This window comes from Micromonospora auratinigra, assembly GCF_900089595.1.
Lineage (GTDB): Bacteria > Actinomycetota > Actinomycetes > Mycobacteriales > Micromonosporaceae > Micromonospora > Micromonospora auratinigra.
Genome location: NZ_LT594323.1, coordinates 4,127,254 through 4,143,418, shown reverse-complemented (window position 1 = coordinate 4,143,418; position 16,165 = coordinate 4,127,254). Strand labels below are relative to the sequence as shown.

Here is a 16,165-nt window from a genome sequence, read left to right as displayed (position 1 = left end):
GTTCGTCGGGTGGGGCGGCGGGGCCGCCGGAGTCGGGGAGTGGGTCGTATCGTGTGGCTGCCCGTACCGCGTCCGCGGTCGACGATCCCGCCCGGGAGCCCGCCGTGACCCAGCCGTCCCACCCGTCCCCGACCCCGCCCGAGGGGTGGCCGGCCGCCCAGCCCGGCGGTTGGGCGGCGCCGCCGCAGCCCGGCGGCACCTGGCCGGCCCAGCCGCAGCCCGGTGCGGCCTGGCCGGGCCAGCCGCACGGGCCGGGCCAGGCCTGGCCGGCCCACCCCGGCGGACCCCAGCCGACCTACCCGGGTGGCCAGCACCCGCCGTACCCGGGGGCGCAGCCGATGTACCCGGGTGGTCAGCAGCCGGGGTATCCGGGGGCGCAGCCGATGTACCCGGGAGGCCAGACGCCGGGGTACGTCGGAGGCCAGCAGCAGGTGGCGTACCCCGTGGGTCCGCAGCCCGGGTACCCCACCGGGCCGCAGCCGCCGGCGGCGGTGACCGCGAAGCGGATCCCGGAGGACCTGCCGTTCGTGGTCCGGCCGAACGTGCGTAAGCGCGCCCTGGTGTTCGGGGCGGTGATCCTGGTCCTCGGCCTGGTGCTGGCCTGCCCGATGGGCGCGATCGCCGCCGCCGACGACGGTAGCCCCTGGGTCCTGCTCGTGATCCCGATGGTGATGCTGCTCCTCGCGTTGCAGTTCGGGTTCATGCTGTGGCTGATCGCCTCCGGCGGCCCGGTGCTCGCGGTCGGCCCGGACGGGCTCTGGATCAGGTCCCGGCCGACCCGGGGGCAGGCGGTCTGGCTGCCCTGGGGCGCGATCGACCACATCTACCCGCGGCGCTGGTCGCTGGAGAAGCTGGTCTGCGTCAAGCCCCGCGACCCGCGGCTGGGCTCCGGGTTGGGCACCTTCACCGCGGTGGACTCAGGGTTGCAGAAGGCGTTCTTCGGTACCGGTTTCACCGCCACGCTGAACTTCGCCGACCGGTCCGAGGAGGAGATCATGCGGGCGCTCGCCGGGTACGCGGCCGGCCGCTGCCGGGTGGGCTGACCCCGACCCGCTGACCCGACCCGCCGGCGGCTGTGCATTACCGCACACCCTGCACCCGCTCGGTTGCCCCCGGTTCCCATCTCGTTAGGCTGCGGCAAATGGCCTGTCTCATCTGATGACAGGCGTCAAACTGATTTTCCAACGCTGGTGGCGGCGCGACGGCGCGCCGCGGAGACGGGACGGGACGCGCAATCGTGGACCTGTACGAGTACCAGGGGCGGGACCTGTTCGAGCGGCACGGCTTGCCCGTGCTCGCCGGCGGCGTCGCCACTACCCCGGATGAGGCCCGCGCGATCGCCGAACGCCTCGGCGGCCGGGTGGTCGTCAAGGCGCAGGTGAAGGTCGGCGGCCGCGGCAAGGCCGGCGGCGTGAAGCTGGCCGAGGGCGCGGAGGAGACGGTGGCCCGGGCCACCGACATCCTCGGCATGGACATCAAGGGTCACACGGTCCACAAGGTCATGATCACCGTGACCGCGGACGTGGCCGAGGAGTACTACTTCTCGTACCTGCTCGACCGGGCGAACCGCACCTTCCTCTGCATCGCCAGCGTCGCCGGCGGCATGGACATCGAGCAGGTCGCCGCCGAGACCCCCGAGAAGGTCGTCAAGGCCCCGATCGACGCCAACACCGGCGTGGACGAGGCCAAGGCGCGCGAGATCGTGACCGCGGCCGCCTTCCCGGCCGAGGTCGCCGACCAGGTGGTCGACGTCGCGGTCAAGCTGTGGCAGGCGTTCGTCGCCGAGGATGCCACCCTGGTCGAGGTGAACCCGCTGGCGAAGACCGGTGACGGCAAGCTGCTGCTGCTGGACGCCAAGGTCACCCTGGACGAGAACGCCGGCTTCCGGCACCCGGACCACGAGGCCCTGGTCGACCAGGCGTCGGTGGACCCCCTGGAGCAGGCCGCCAAGGAGAAGGACCTCAACTACGTCAAGCTCGACGGCGAGGTCGGCATCATCGGCAACGGCGCGGGCCTGGTCATGTCCACCCTCGACGTGGTCGCGTACGCGGGTGAGCGGCACGGCGGCGTCAAGCCGGCCAACTTCCTCGACATCGGCGGCGGCGCGAGCGCCGCGGTGATGGCCAACGGCCTGGAGATCGTCCTCTCCGACCCGTCGGTGAAGAGCGTCTTCGTCAACGTCTTCGGCGGCATCACCGCCTGCGACGCGGTGGCCAACGGCATCGTGCAGGCGCTCGACCTGCTCAAGCAGCGGGGCGAGGAGGTCACCAAGCCGCTCGTCGTCCGGCTTGACGGCAACAACGCCGAGGCCGGTCGGGCGATCCTCGACGACGCGAACAACCCGCTGATCCAGCGGGTCGACACCATGGACGGCGCGGCCGAGCGGGCCGCCGAGCTGGCAGCTGCGGGGGTCTGACAATGGCTATCTGGCTGACCAAGGACTCCAAGGTCATCGTGCAGGGGATGACCGGTTCCGAGGGTTCCAAGCACACCCGGCGGATGCTCGCCGCCGGCACCAACGTGGTCGGCGGCGTGAACCCGCGCAAGGCCGGCACCACGGTCGACTTCGACGGCACCGAGCTGCCGGTCTTCGCCTCCGTCGCGGACGCGATGAAGGAGACCGGGGCGGACGTCACGGTCATTTTCGTGCCGCCGCAGTTCACCAAGGGCGCGGTCGTCGAGGCGATCGACGCCGGCATCGACCTGGCCGTGGTGATCACCGAGGGCGTGCCGGTGCACGACACCGCCGCGTTCTGGGCGTACAACGTGGCCAAGGGCGAGCGGACCCGGATCATCGGCCCGAACTGCCCGGGCATCGCCTCGCCGGGCGCCTCCAACGCCGGCATCATCCCGGCCGACATCACCGGCTCCGGCCGGATCGGCCTGGTCAGCAAGAGCGGCACGCTGACCTACCAGATGATGTACGAGCTGCGCGACATCGGCTTCTCGACCTGCGTCGGCATCGGCGGCGACCCGATCATCGGGACCACCCACATCGACGCCCTGGCCGCGTTCGAGGCCGACCCGGAGACCGACGCCATCGTGATGATCGGTGAGATCGGCGGCGACGCCGAGGAGCGGGCCGCCGAGTTCATCAAGGCCAACGTCACCAAGCCGGTGGTCGGCTACATCGCCGGCTTCACCGCCCCGCCCGGCAAGACCATGGGCCACGCCGGCGCGATCATCTCCGGCTCGGCGGGCACCGCCGACGCCAAGAAGGAGGCGCTGGAGGCGGTCGGTGTCAAGGTCGGCAAGACCCCGACCGAGACCGCCAAGCTGATGCGGGAGATCATGTCCAACCGGTGAGCGGTGGACTGACGTACCGAGGGGGTCGACCGGATCCGGTCGACCCCCTCGCCTGCGTTCAGCGGTACCAGTACGGGTAGTAGTAGCTGCCGCGGGCCCGGACGATCGCGCTGGCGATGAGGTTGATGACGCCGAACGCGATCGCCAGCCAGCCGAGCAGGGGCGACTTCCCGAAGCGTTTGGCGTCCCGGATCGACAGGTAGCCGAAGACGATGCCCAGGATGCCGCAGCACAACAGGCCGAAGATGATGCCCAGGACACCCCAGAGGGTGGTCCGGTCGCGGCCGGCCGCCGGTGGCGGTGGCGGCGGCGGATACGGAGCGTTCACGTCGTCCTCCGAGCGGTCGGTGCCGCGACGGGAAAGGTCGCGTCCTGGGCCGAGGCTAAACCGGAACGAGGCTGCTCAACCCGTGGATCAGGGAACTCGCCACGGTCCGGGGGCGGTATCGGTCTGCCGCCGTGGGCGCGGCGTGCCAGAGTAGAACCCGATGTCACCCGTCACCCCCGACCAGCCTCGCCGAACCGCCGGCGGGGGCAGCGCCGACGCCCGGTCCGCCGGCCGTGCCGCGCCGCCCTCCCGGGCGACCGCGCGCCGGCCCGGTGCGACCCCGCGCGGTCGTGCCCCGCTGCCCGTCGCCGCCGGGGTGGCCGCCGTCTGGGCGGCGCTGACCTCGTGGCTGCCGGTCGCCCTGGTGCTCGGCCTGGCCCAGCTGAGCGAGGACGCCGGCTCGCTGGCCGGCGCGCTGCACGCCGGTCTCGCCGGCTGGTTGCTCGGCCACGGGGTGCCGTTGCAGACCACCGCCGGGCCGCTCGGCCTGGTGCCGCTGGCGTTGACCGGGCTCGCCCTCTGGCGACTCAGCCGGGCCGGTGTGCACACCAGCCGGGCGATCGGCGCGCGCGGCAGCCGGTCCGTGCGCCAGGCGCTCACCGTCGGGGTCGCCGTCGGCCTGGCGTACGCGCTGACGGGCGTCGCCGCCGCGGTCACCGTCAGCGCCGGTGGCCTGCGGGTGTCCCCGGGCCGGGCCGGGCTGACCTGCCTGGTCGTCGGCGCGTTCGGCGCGCTGATCGGCGCGGTCCGGACCACCGGCGTGTCGGGGCTGCTGGCGCGCCGGTCCCCGCCGCCGGTGCGGGACGGCCTGCGGACCGGCCTGGTGGCCGGGCTGCTGCTGCTGGGCGCGGGGGCCGGCGCGGCCGGGCTGGCCGTGGCGACCGGGGGCGGTGACGCGGCCGACATGATCGGCGCGTACCGGACCGGGGTGGCCGGTCAGGCCGGGGTCACCCTGGTCAGCCTCGCGTACGCCCCGAACGCCACCGCCTGGTCGGCCAGTTACCTGCTCGGGCCCGGGTTCGCCGTCGGCACGGACACCGCCGTGCGGACCAGCGAGGTGTCGGTGGGGGCGCTGCCGGCCGTACCGCTGCTCGCCGGCCTGCCGCGCGGGCCGGTGGAAGGGCTGGGCGCGGCGCTGCTCGCGGTGCCGGTGCTGGCCGGGATGGCCGCCGGTTGGCTGCTGGCCCGGCGGCTGCTGCGGATCGCCGCCGAGGAGCGGACGACGGTCGGCTGGCCGGCGTTGCTGGTCCCGGCGGCGCTCGCCGGCCCGGTGGCCGGGCTGCTGCTCGGTGCGGCCGCCGCCGCCTCCGGCGGCCCGCTGGGCGGCGGCCGGTTGGCCGAGATGGGCCCGGTGTGGTGGCAGGTGGCCGGGGTGGCCACCCTGGTCGTCGCCGCCGGCGCGCTGCTCGGTGCGGCGGCCACCCGGGTGCTCACCCGCGCCGTCCCCCCGCCCCGCTCACCCCGGCCGCCCCGCCCCGCCCGCTCTTCCCGCCCGACCGCGGAACCCCCGGACCACACCCTCCCCGCACGGCCCTCCCCGCTGAGTTGATCAAGGGATTCGCGTCAGGATTCGACGATGCCCTGACGCAAACCCCTTGATCAACCGTGGGTCGGGTCGGGGCGGGGCGGGGCGGGCGCGGGCCGGGCCGGGGTGGGATGCGCGAAAGGGGGGTGCCGGCGGCGCCGGCACCCCCCTTTTCCCGGTCGGCTCAGGAGCCGAAGTTGTTCAGGTTGATGGCGGCACCGACGATCGCGCTGATGATGGAGAGCACGATGCCGACGCCACCGCAGATCAGGCCGGCCTTGGCCTGGCCGCCGTTGCTCGCCTCGCCGCTCTGGACCTTCTTCTGGCCCATCACGCCGAGGACCACGCCGGCGATGCCGCCGATGATGCCCAGCGGGGTGCAGCAGAAGGCGAACACGATGGAGACGATGCCGGCGATCATGCCGATCAGGCCCAGCGTGTTGTTCTGCCCCTGGCCGGTCGGGTAGCCGGCGGCCGGGTACTGCGGCGCGGCGCCGTACGGCTGCTGCGCGTACGGGTCCTGGTAGGGCTGCTGCCCGTACGGCTGTCCCGAGGTCGGCTGCCCGTACGGCTGCCCGGAGGTCGGCTGCCCGTACGGCTGCCCGGAGGTCGGCTGCTGCCCGTACTGCGGGGCCTGCGGCGGCTGGGCGTACGGGTCCTGCCCGTACGGCTGGCCCGAGGTGGGCTGCTGCCCGTACTGCGGGGCCTGCGGCGGCTGCGCGTACGGGTCGTGGTTCGGGGCGGTCGGGTCCTGGTGCGGCTGCTGGCCGTACGGGTCCTGACCGGGGTAACCGGGCTGCATTGCGAAGTGCTCCTCAAACTGGGGGTCGACGGTCCGTGGTCGGTGTGCTGCCGCTCATCATTCCGCCCAGCACCGGCAGGCCGCGCGGCACACGGGGCCCGGGAACCGAGGTCACGATGTCGACGCCGGGCCGGCCGTGGGTCGGACACCGGGCGACGGCAGCGTATCGTGCCCGCGCCACCCGGAAGATCACCCGCGCGGACGCCGCCGCCCGAGCGCCGGGTCCACCGGCCTGCCCGATAGGGTTGCGGCGTGACCGAGCCCGCGTCCGTCGCCCGCCTCGTCGTCCTCGTCTCCGGCTCCGGCAGCAACCTCCAGGCGCTGCTCGACGCCGCCACCGACCCCGGGTACGGCGCCCGGGTCGTCGCCGTCGGCGCCGACCGGGACGGCATCGCCGGCCTGGACCGGGCCGCCGCGGCCGGGGTGCCCGCCTTCGTCGAGCGGGTCAAGGACCACCCGAGCCGCGAGGACTGGGACAAGGCGCTCACCGCCCGGGTCGCCGAGCACGAGCCGGACCTGGTGATCAGCGCCGGTTTCCTGAAGCTGGTCGGCCCGCACTTCCTCGCCGCGTTCGGCGACCGCTACCTCAACACGCACAACACCCTGCTGCCGGCGTTCCCCGGCATCCACGGCCCCCGGGACGCCCTCGCGTACGGGGTGAAGGTCACCGGGGCCACCCTGTTCTTCGTCGACGCCGGGATGGACACCGGCCCGATCGTCGCCCAGGTCGCCGTGCCGGTGCTGGACGACGACGACGAGGAGACGCTCACCGAGCGCATCAAGTCCGCCGAGCGACGCCAGCTCGTGGAGCAGGTCGGTCGGCTGGTCCGTGAAGGTTGGACGATCACCGGCAGAAAGGTCACTGTTCCATGAGCGAGCGTCAGCGAGCGAATCATCGACACAGCGCGCTGGTGCCTCAGGCCGGCGCCGAGCGGAGCGAGGGGGCGGCATGAGCACCACTGAGGACACCCGCCGCCCGATCCGGCGGGCGCTGGTCAGCGTCTACGACAAGACCGGGCTGGTCGAGCTGGCCCGGGCCCTGCACTCCGCCGGCGTGGAGCTCGTCTCGACCGGCAGCACCGCCTCGACGATCTCCGGCGCGGGCGTGCCGGTGACCCCGGTCGAGCAGGTGACCGGCTTCCCGGAGATCCTCGACGGCCGGGTGAAGACCCTGCACCCGAAGATCCACGGTGGCCTCCTCGCCGACCTGCGCAAGGACGCGCACGCGGCCCAGCTCGACGAGCACGGCATCGCCGGCATCGACCTGCTGATCTCCAACCTCTACCCGTTCCAGGCCACCGTCGCCTCCGGCGCGAGCCAGGACGAGTGCGTCGAGCAGATCGACATCGGCGGGCCGGCGATGGTCCGGGCCGCGGCCAAGAACCACGCCTCGGTCGCGGTGGTGACCGACCCGGGCGCGTACCCGGCGCTGCTGGCCGCGCTGGCCGAGGGGGGCTTCACCCTGACCCAGCGCCGGGCGCTGGCGGCCCGCGCGTTCGCCGACATCGCCGAGTACGACGTGGCGGTCGCCGACTGGTTCGCCACCACCGTCGCGCCGGCGGAGGAGGGCTGGCCGCGGTTCACCGGGTCGGCCCTGCGCCGGCAGGCGGTGCTGCGCTACGGCGAGAACCCGCACCAGGCGGCGGCGCTCTACGCCGACCCGGCGGGGCCGGCCGGGCTGGCGCAGGCCGAGCAGCTGCACGGCAAGGAGATGTCCTACAACAACTACGTCGACGCGGACGCGGCCTGGCGGGCCGCGAACGACTTCCCCGACCGGCCGGCGGTGGCGATCATCAAGCACGCCAACCCGTGCGGCATCGCGGTCGGGGCGGACGTGGCCGAGGCGCACCGCAAGGCGCACGCCTGCGACCCGGTCTCCGCGTACGGCGGGGTGATCGCGGTGAACCGGCCGGTGAGCGTGGAGCTGGCCCGCCAGGTGGCGGAGATCTTCACCGAGGTGCTGGTGGCCCCGGGCTTCGACGAGGACGCCGTCGAGGTGCTCCGGGCGAAGAAGAACCTGCGGCTGCTGCGGGCCCCGGCGTTCGGCCCGTCCCCGGTGGAGTGGCGGCAGGTCACCGGCGGTCTGCTGGTGCAGGCGCGGGACGCCGTCGACGCGCCCGGCGACGACCCGGCCGGCTGGACGCTGGCGACCGGTGACCCGGCGGACGAGCAGACGCTGCACGACCTGCTGTTCGCCTGGCGGGCGGTCCGCGCGGTGAAGAGCAACGCGATCCTGCTGGCCCGCGACGGCGCCACCGTGGGCGTCGGGATGGGACAGGTCAACCGGGTGGACTCGGCGCGGCTCGCGGTCGCCCGGGCCGGCGAGGACCGGGCCCGCGGCTCGGTCTGCGCCTCGGACGCCTTCTTCCCGTTCGCCGACGGGCCGAAGATCCTGATCGAGGCCGGCGTGACGGCGATCGTTCAGCCCGGCGGTTCGATCCGCGACGAGGAGACCATCGCGGCCTGCAAGGAGGCCGGGGTGACCATGTACCTGACCGGCACCCGGCACTTCTTCCACTGACCTCCGGTAGCGGAGACGGGGGCACGGCCGACCGGCCGCGCCCCCGTTTCACGTCCTGCGCCCCGACGTGGGAGCGGTGTCACGGCCTCGGCATTGACCAGCCGAAAGTACGACGGTCATCCCGTTGCCGGGGTGTGAAAGATGTTGCTAGCGTGAACGCCGGAAGCCAGCGATCGACCCTCCCCGTTCTCTCTGCGTCCTGCTCCGGCCGCGGCCACCGTGCCCGCCCGCCCGACCGGCCTCCCCTCCCTCGACAGGTGTGCCCATGCGCGCGTTCGACCGGTTGACCGCCGTCGTCGTCGCGCTGGCGTTCGTCCTGATCGGCCTGGGGACGCCCGTCCGCGGGGAGAACCCCGAAGCCGGCGCGGTGGTCACCGCCGCGCACCGGTCGATCGTCCACGACGGCCCCTCCGTTCTTCCTCCGGGCGGACGGTCCGTCGACGTACCGGTCACCACTCCGGGCCGTCCCACCCCGCCCTCCGGCGACCCCCGAGCCGCCGGTGTGCGCCGCACGCCCACCGGCGCTCCGTCGGAGCGGTGGACGGCACTCTCCGAGGGACCCGGCGGTGACCACCGCGCCGGCGTCGTCACCAACGACGGACCGGACGATCTCCTCCTGGCCCTGCCGGTACGGGTCGGCGGCGCGTCCACTTCGGTGGTCGCCCCGACCGGCTACCGGCAGCCGGCCGTACCGCTGCCGACGCACGGCAGCCGGCCCGGTCGGGCTCCGCCCGTCCCGGCCTGACCCTCTCGCGACGTCGCCCGGCGGGTGCGCCCCGCCGGCCCGAGGGTCCAGCACGGACGTACCCGTCCGATCGTCCATCACCACGGCCGGCCACGACCGGCGTGGTTCCCCTGTCCGGGCCGACCCGCCCGGCACCCCCCTTCGAATCCGGGAGGATTCGCATGTCCACATTCCGCTGGCGCAAGCCGGCGACCATCGCGGGCGCGCTGGTGCTCACCGCCGCGCTCGGCGGCGTCGCCGCCACCAACCACGAGGTGCGGGAGGCGCTCGGCCTGGCCGAGGAGCCCGGCGCCAACATGCCCTGGCACCCCAGGGAGTTCATGGAGATGGCGGCCGGCGAGGCGTCCGAGGAGGCCGGTGAGGAGGCCTTCGAGGCCCGCACCATCGCCGAGCAGTTCGCCCAGGCCCGGTACGCCCCGGGGATCGTCTCGCCAGGGGCGTACTCGAACGCGCTGAGCCAGCTCACCGCGCTGCCCACCACCAAGGGCAGCTGGCGCGAGGTCACGAACGTCAAGTACGACGGCGACGACCCGCGCTACCGCGACTACGCCTCCAACTCCTCCGGAGGCGCCGGTCTGGTCACCGGCCGGATGACCGGCCTCGCGGCGGACAACAACGGCTACGTGTACGCGGCCGGCGCGGACGGTGGCGTCTGGCGTTCCTCGATCGGCGGCCGGAGCTGGACGCCGATCGCGGACGCGCTGCCCACCCTGTCCAGCGGCGACGTCGTGCTCGCCACCGACGGTTCCCTCTGGTACGCCACCGGCGAGGGCAACACCGGCGCCACCTCGTTCGTGGGGGCCGGCGTCTACCGGCTGGCCAACCCGCGGACCGGGAAGTTCGCGGCGACCGACCGGGTCGGCGGGACCGAGCTGGAGAGCACCACGATCAACAAGCTGCGGTTCTTCGACGGCAAGGTCTGGGCCGCCACCAACCGGGGTCTCTACTCGCACGCCATGGGCGCCGCCTCGGGCGCCTGGAAGCTGGAGTTCGCGCCCAACCCGAGCTACCTGCCGGGCGGGTCGAACGCGGGCGCGGCGAACGCGGCGTACAAGAACATCGTCAACGACGTGGCCGGCGACCCGCGCCGACCGAAGCACGTGGTGGTCGCCTCGGCGTGGCGCTCCGGTGACACCTACAACGGCTTCTACGAGACCACCGACTACACGGCCGGTGGCTGGACGAAGGTCAACCCGGGTGGCGCCATCCCGGCCGACGACATCGGGTACGTGACCTTCGCCTTCTCCGCCGACGGCGGCAAGCTGTACGCGATCAACCAGTCGCCGAGCCTGCTCAACAAGCCGGCCGGCAACGTGAACAGCTACCTGGACGGCATCTACGTCTCCAACACCGGCAACCCGGCCGGGCCGTGGAACAAGATCGCCGACTCGGCGAAGCTGGGCAACTCGGGCTCGGCGCTGAAGCAGGCGGTGGGCGGCAAGGGCTACGGCCCCGGCATCCAGGCCTGGTACAACCAGTTCCTGGCGGTGGACCCGGCCAACCCGAACCACGTCTGGGCGGGCCTGGAGGAGGTCTACGAGTCGACCGACGCCGGTGCCAACTGGAAGACCGTCGGGCCGTACTGGAACTTCAACTTCGCCTGCTGGAACATCCACGACGCGCAGAACACCTGCAACAAGACTACCCACTCCGACCAGCACTCGGTGGCGGTCGGCAACGGCTTCGTCTACGTCGGCAACGACGGCGGCGTCTACCGCCGGCCGGTCAACGGCAGGACCGACAAGGACGGCCACGCCACCGACTGGCAGAGCCTCAACGACGGCACCATCGACGCGCTCCAGTACTACTCGGTGGCGGTCGGCAAGGACCCGGCGAAGGCCGGCACCGTCGTCTCCGGTGGTCTGCAGGACAACGGCGTCTCGGTGCTGCGCCCCGGCGACACCGTGATGGGCTCCAACTTCGGTGGCGACGGCGGCGACGGCTTCGCCGACCCGGCCAACGGCTGCCGGCAGGTCCAGGAGTACACCAACCTGGCCATGCGGGTGACCGAGAACTGCAACGCCAACACCGGCAACGGCACGCCGGCGGACTCCACCTCGCGCGACATCCAGCCGTACACCTCGTCGCCGGGCGACGAGCCGGCCCGGTTCATCGCGCCGTTCGCGCCCGACGACCACGACGCGAACACCTGGGTCGCCGGTGGCCAGCACGTCTGGGTGAACACCAAGGGCTACGCGATCTCCGACGGCAAGGGCTGGACGAACGTGTTCGACCTGGGTGCCGGCCACACCGCCACCTCGGTGGCGGTCTCTGGCGGCACCGCGTACGTCGGCTGGTGCGGTCCGTGCAACAACGCCGGGTTCACCCGAGGGCTCGCGGTCGGCAAGGTCGGCGACCCGTCGAGCTGGCACCAGGTCACCCTGCCCGGTGACTTCCCGAACCGCTTCGTGCAGGGCGTCGGGATCGACCCGGCGAACGGCGCGCACGCGTTCCTCGCGGTGAACGGCTTCTCCCGCCGCTTCACCGAGGGCCCGGGGGCGGGCTTTGGCCACGTCTTCGAGACCACCGACTCGGGTGCGACCTGGAAGGACGTCTCGGCGAACCTGCCGGACGTGCCGGCCAGCTCGGTCAAGGAGCTGGCCAACGGGGCGCTGGTGCTCGCCACCGACCTGGCCACCTTCTACCGCGCGCCCGGCGCCACGGACTGGCAGCGGCTCGGCGCCGGCCTGCCGCTGACCGTCGGCATGGACGTCGAGTACAACGCGGTCGACAACTCGATCTACGTCGCGACCCACGGCCGCGGCATCTGGGCGTTCGACCTGGCCCAGCTCTGAGCCGTCGTCCGGTCCGCCCCGGGCCCCGATCCGGGGCGGACCGGACGGCTTCCGGCTGACCATGCGCTGAGCCGTTGTCCGCCCCGGTCCGTGCGGGGCGGACAACGGGGCGGCTCCCGGCGGATCACCGGGGCCGTTCCCGCTCGTCGGGAACGGCCCCGGTGCTCATCGGGTGCGGACCTCGGCGAAGTGGCAGGCCGACGGGTGCGGGTCGGCGGCCCGGAGCACGGCGTGCGGCTCCTGGGTGGCGCAGACGTCCTGCGCCTTCCAGCAGCGGGTGCGGAACCGGCAGCCCGACGGCGGGTCGGCCGGGCTCGGCACGTCGCCGGTGAGCCGGATCATGGCCTGGTCGTCGCGGGCCTCCGGGTCGGGCACCGGCACGGCCGAGAGCAGTGCCTGGGTGTACGGGTGGGTGGCCCGCTCGTAGATCTCGTCCTCGGTGCCGATCTCCACGATCTTGCCGAGGTACATCACCGCGACCCGGTCGGAGATGTGCCGGACCACCGACAGGTCGTGCGCGATGAAGATGTACGACAGCCCGAACTCGTCCTGGAGCTGCTCCAGCAGGTTGATCACCTGGGCCTGGATGGAGACGTCCAGGGCCGAGACCGGCTCGTCACAGACGATGATCTCGGGCCGCAGGGCGAGCGCCCGGGCGATGCCGATGCGCTGCCGCTGACCGCCGGAGAACTGGTGCGGGTAGCGGTTGATGTGCTCCGGGTTCAGGCCGACCACGTCCAGCAGTTCCCGTACCCGCTGCCGCTTGCTGCCCTTGGGTGCCGCCTCCGGGTGGATCTCGAACGGCTCGCCGATGATGTCGCCGACCGTCATCCGGGGGTTGAGCGAGGTGTACGGGTCCTGCATCACCATCTGCATGTTGCGCCGCAGCCGGCGCAGCTCCGACCCGGACGCCTTGAACAGGTCCTTCCCCTCCAGGGTGGCCCGCCCGGAGGTCGGCGTCTCCAGCCGCATCAGCAGCCGGGCCAGGGTCGACTTGCCGCAGCCGGACTCGCCGACCACGCCGAGCGTCTCGCCCCGGCGCAGCTCGAAGCTGACCCCGTCGACGGCCCGGACCGCTCCGGTCTGCTTCTTGAACAGCACCCCCTGGCTGATCGGGAAGTGCTTGACCAGGTTGTCGACGGCCAGGACGGTCTCGCCGCGGACCTTGGTGGGGCTAGCGGGCGCTGTCATCGTGCACCTCCTGCGCGAAGTGGCACGCGCTGGTCCGGCCGTCGCCGAGGACCAGGTCGTGCGGCACCTCGTCCACGCAGACCTGCTGCGCGTACGGGCACCGGGGGTGGAACGGGCAGCCGGACGGGATCCGCATCAGGTTCGGCGGCAGCCCCTTGATCGTGGACAGCGCCTGCCCGCGTACGTCGAGGCGCGGGATCGACTCCAGCAGGCCCTTGGTGTACGGGTGGGCCGGCGCCCGGTAGAGCGGCCGCACGTCGGCGTGCTCGACGATCCGGCCGGCGTACATCACCGCGATCCGGTCCGCGACGCCGGCGACCACGCCGAGGTCGTGGGTGATCAGGATCATCGCCATGTTCAGGTCCCGGCGCAGGTCCGCCAGGAGGTCCATGATCTGGGCCTGCACGGTGACGTCGAGCGCGGTGGTGGGCTCGTCGGCGATCAGCACCTTCGGGTTCAGCGCCAGCGCCATCGCGATCATGACCCGCTGGCGCATGCCGCCGGAGAACTGGTGCGGGTAGTCGCCGAGCCGCTTCGCCGCCCCGGGGATCTTGACCAGGTCCATCAGCTCGACCGACCGGGCGCGGGCGTCGGCCCGGGACATCCCCTCGCGCTGGCGCAGCGTCTCGCCGATCTGCCAACCGACCGGGAAGACCGGGTTCAACGCCGACAGCGCGTCCTGGAAGATCATCGCGATCTCCTTGCCGCGGACCTGCCGGCGCTGCTCCTCGGACTGGGTGAGCAGGTCCCGACCCTGGTAGAGAATCTGGCCGGAGCGGATGTGCGCCGGGGGCGTGTCCAGGATGCCCATGATCGCCTGGGCGGTCACCGACTTGCCGGACCCGGACTCGCCGAGCACCGCCAGGGTCTCACCAGGGTCCAGGTGGTACGACACCCCGTTGATCACCCGGGCCACGCCCTCGCTGGTGCGGAACTCGACGTGCAGGTCGCGGACGTCGAGCAGGTGGCCGCCGGGCGGGGTGGGGGAGGCCGGCGTGGGCCGGACCGCGGACTCGGTCATGTTCTCACCGCAGCTTCGGGTCGAAGGCGTCGCGGATCGCGTCGCCCAGCATGATGAAGGCGAGCACGGTCAGCGCCAGGAAGGCGGAGGGGACGATCAGCGGGGTCGCCGACTCCCGCATGTGCACCCGGCCGGCGTCGATGTCGATGCCCCAGGAGATGGTCGGCGCCTTCAGCCCGATGCCGAGGAAGCTCAGCGTGGCCTCGGCGGCGATGAACGAGCCGAGCGCGATCGTCAGCACCACGATCGCCGGGGCGAGCGCGTTCGGCAGGATGTGCCGCCACATGATCCGCCCGTTGCCGGCGCCGAGCATCCGGGCCGCCGCCACGTAGTCCTGCTCCTTGGCGGTGATCACCGAGGACCGGATCACCCGGGCCGCGGTGGTCCAGCCGAGCACCGCGAGCACGAAGATCACCGCGAACAGCCGGACGTTGTCGCTGCTGGTGCTGACCCGCTTGAGCAGCACGATCGCGGCGAGCAGCAGCGGGATGCCGAGCACGATGTCGATCACCCGGGAGAGCACCGCGTCGACCCAGCGGCCGAAGTAGCCGGCGACCATCCCGACGACCAGCGCGATCAGGCCGGTGAGCAGTGCGGAGAGCGCGCCGACCAGGAGCGAGGCGCGAGCCCCGTAGACCGCCCGGGAGTACGTGTCGCAGCCCTGGAAGTCGTACCCGAAGATGGCCCCGCCGGACGGCCCGGCGTGCTGCCGGGAGAGCACGCAGTCGCGCGGGTCGTTGGCGGTGAACAGGGACGGGACGGCCGCCATCGCGGCGACCAGCACGACCAGCAGCAGGCTGATCCAGAAGATCGGGTTGCGGCGCAGGTCGCGCCAGGCGTCCCCGGCCAGGCTGCGGGCCTTGCTCGCGGCGGCCGGGGTGCCCGGCTCGCCGGAGACCCCGCGCCGCGCCGACTGGTCCTCCGTCGCCGCCACCGTCTCAAAATCACTCATAGCGGATCCTCGGGTCGAGTACGGCGTACAGGACGTCCACCACCAGGTTGGAGACGAGGTAGACCACGACCAGCACGCTGACGATGCCCACCACCAGGGGGCCGTCCTCGGTGCGGATGCCGCGGAACAGGTTGAAGCCGACGCCGGGGATGTTGAACACGCCCTCGGTGATGATCGCGCCGCTCATCAGGTTGCCCAGCTCGACGCCGAGGAAGGTGACCACCGGGATGAGCGAGTTGCGCAGCACGTGCACGCTGACGATCCGCCGCTTGACCAGGCCCTTCGACCGGGCGGTCCGGACGTAGTCGGCGCGCAGGTTCTCCGCCACCGAGGTACGGGTCAGCCGCAGCGCGGTGGCCAGCGAGAGCGAACCGAGCACGATGCCGGGGAGCAGCAACGCGTACAGGTCCGGGTCGGCCCCGGCGGTCGGCGGGAAGAGCTGCCACTTGACGCCCAGCAGGTACTGGGCGAGCGGGGCCAGCACGATGGTGGGGATGCCCAGCACCAGCAGGGTCAGCACCAGCGTCGAGTTGTCGAAGAAGCTGGCCCGGCGGATGCCGGCGATCACCCCGGCGGTCACCCCGAACAGCACGGTCACGGCCATCGCGATCAGCGCGAGCCGGACGGTGACCGGCCAGGCGGCGGCGAGGATGTCGCCGATCGAGCGGCCGGTCAGCGACTGCCCGAGGTCGCCCTGGAGCAGGTTCTTCAGGTAGTCGAAGTAGCGGTAGAAGAAGCCACCGACGCCGGTGGCGTCGAGGTGGTACTTCTGCGTCAGGTATGCCCGCTGGGCCGCGGTGACCGGGCGTTCGCCGGCGAGCGCCTGGATGGGGTCGCCCTGCCCGGCGAACATCAGCGCGTAGACGATCAGCGTGGTCCCGAAGAAGGCGAGGACCATCTGGAGCAGTCGCCGCAGAATGAAGCGGAACATACTGTGCAGTCTCTCTGAAAAGGGGCGAAGCTGGAGTGGTCGTACGGG

13 protein-coding genes and 1 pseudogene are annotated in these 16,165 nt (G+C 72.7%); 8 read left to right on the top strand and 6 right to left on the bottom strand.

Annotated elements, in window-relative coordinates:
* Positions 1-104 precede the first annotated feature (104 nt).
* The 3 genes from GA0070611_RS18435 (at position 105) to sucD (ending at position 3,306) form a co-directional block, all read left to right on the top strand.
* Positions 105-1,043, top strand: a complete 939-nt coding sequence (locus GA0070611_RS18435; RefSeq protein WP_157740347.1) for a hypothetical protein — start codon at positions 105-107, stop codon at positions 1,041-1,043.
* A 194-nt stretch (positions 1,044-1,237) separates the two neighbouring features.
* On the top strand, positions 1,238-2,416 hold the full coding sequence (gene sucC / locus GA0070611_RS18430; protein ID WP_091665949.1) for an ADP-forming succinate--CoA ligase subunit beta: 1,179 nt from the start codon (positions 1,238-1,240) through the stop codon (positions 2,414-2,416).
* Between the two features lie 2 nt (positions 2,417-2,418).
* Entirely contained in the window at positions 2,419-3,306 is an 888-nt protein-coding gene (sucD, locus tag GA0070611_RS18425; protein ID WP_091665947.1) for a succinate--CoA ligase subunit alpha, read from the top strand.
* Between the two features lie 58 nt (positions 3,307-3,364).
* Here sucD and GA0070611_RS18420 read toward each other — a convergent pair whose 3' ends face one another.
* The gene (locus tag GA0070611_RS18420) at positions 3,365-3,634 is read right to left on the bottom strand and encodes a hypothetical protein (protein ID WP_091665944.1); all 270 of its coding nucleotides are present in this window, start codon (positions 3,632-3,634) and stop codon (positions 3,365-3,367) included.
* Between the two features lie 160 nt (positions 3,635-3,794).
* Between GA0070611_RS18420 and GA0070611_RS18415 the strand changes: the two are divergent.
* Positions 3,795-5,075 (top strand): annotated as a pseudogene (locus GA0070611_RS18415) (cell division protein PerM); the annotation flags it as partial.
* A gap of 268 nt (positions 5,076-5,343) precedes the next feature.
* Here the strand turns inward: GA0070611_RS18415 and GA0070611_RS32270 are convergent.
* Entirely contained in the window at positions 5,344-5,961 is a 618-nt protein-coding gene (locus GA0070611_RS32270; RefSeq protein ID WP_091665942.1) for a DUF4190 domain-containing protein, read from the bottom strand.
* Between the two features lie 252 nt (positions 5,962-6,213).
* Between GA0070611_RS32270 and purN the strand changes: the two genes are divergently transcribed.
* The 4 genes from purN (at position 6,214) to GA0070611_RS18390 (ending at position 12,022) form a co-directional block, all read left to right on the top strand.
* Entirely contained in the window at positions 6,214-6,834 is a 621-nt protein-coding gene (purN, locus tag GA0070611_RS18405; RefSeq protein WP_091665940.1) for a phosphoribosylglycinamide formyltransferase, read from the top strand.
* Between the two features lie 76 nt (positions 6,835-6,910).
* A complete protein-coding gene (gene purH / locus GA0070611_RS18400; RefSeq protein ID WP_091665937.1) occupies positions 6,911-8,482 on the top strand; it encodes a bifunctional phosphoribosylaminoimidazolecarboxamide formyltransferase/IMP cyclohydrolase in 1,572 nt (523 codons plus the stop codon).
* A gap of 265 nt (positions 8,483-8,747) precedes the next feature.
* Complete coding sequence (locus GA0070611_RS18395; protein WP_091665935.1) at positions 8,748-9,227, top strand: hypothetical protein; 480 nt, start codon at positions 8,748-8,750, stop codon at positions 9,225-9,227.
* 161 nt (positions 9,228-9,388) lie between these two features.
* A complete protein-coding gene (locus tag GA0070611_RS18390; RefSeq protein ID WP_197675738.1) occupies positions 9,389-12,022 on the top strand; it encodes a beta propeller repeat protein in 2,634 nt (877 codons plus the stop codon).
* Between the two features lie 165 nt (positions 12,023-12,187).
* On the opposite strand, the gene GA0070611_RS18385 is transcribed toward GA0070611_RS18390, so the two are convergent.
* The 4 genes from GA0070611_RS18385 to GA0070611_RS18370 are packed head-to-tail and all read right to left on the bottom strand — an operon-like array spanning position 12,188 to position 16,117.
* Positions 12,188-13,213: an ABC transporter ATP-binding protein gene (locus GA0070611_RS18385; RefSeq protein WP_091665932.1), complete on the bottom strand. Its 1,026-nt coding sequence runs from the start codon at positions 13,211-13,213 to the stop codon at positions 12,188-12,190.
* The gene (locus tag GA0070611_RS18380) at positions 13,197-14,234 is read right to left on the bottom strand and encodes an ABC transporter ATP-binding protein (protein WP_091665930.1); all 1,038 of its coding nucleotides are present in this window, start codon (positions 14,232-14,234) and stop codon (positions 13,197-13,199) included. Before GA0070611_RS18380 ends, GA0070611_RS18385 begins: the two co-directional genes overlap by 17 nt.
* A gap of 4 nt (positions 14,235-14,238) precedes the next feature.
* Positions 14,239-15,186 (bottom strand): ABC transporter permease, encoded by a 948-nt coding sequence (locus GA0070611_RS18375; RefSeq protein WP_091665928.1) that lies wholly within the window; start codon positions 15,184-15,186, stop codon positions 14,239-14,241.
* Entirely contained in the window at positions 15,179-16,117 is a 939-nt protein-coding gene (locus GA0070611_RS18370) for an ABC transporter permease (protein ID WP_091665926.1), read from the bottom strand. The genes GA0070611_RS18375 and GA0070611_RS18370 overlap by 8 nt, the downstream gene beginning before the upstream one ends.
* Positions 16,118-16,165: the final 48 nt, after the last annotated feature.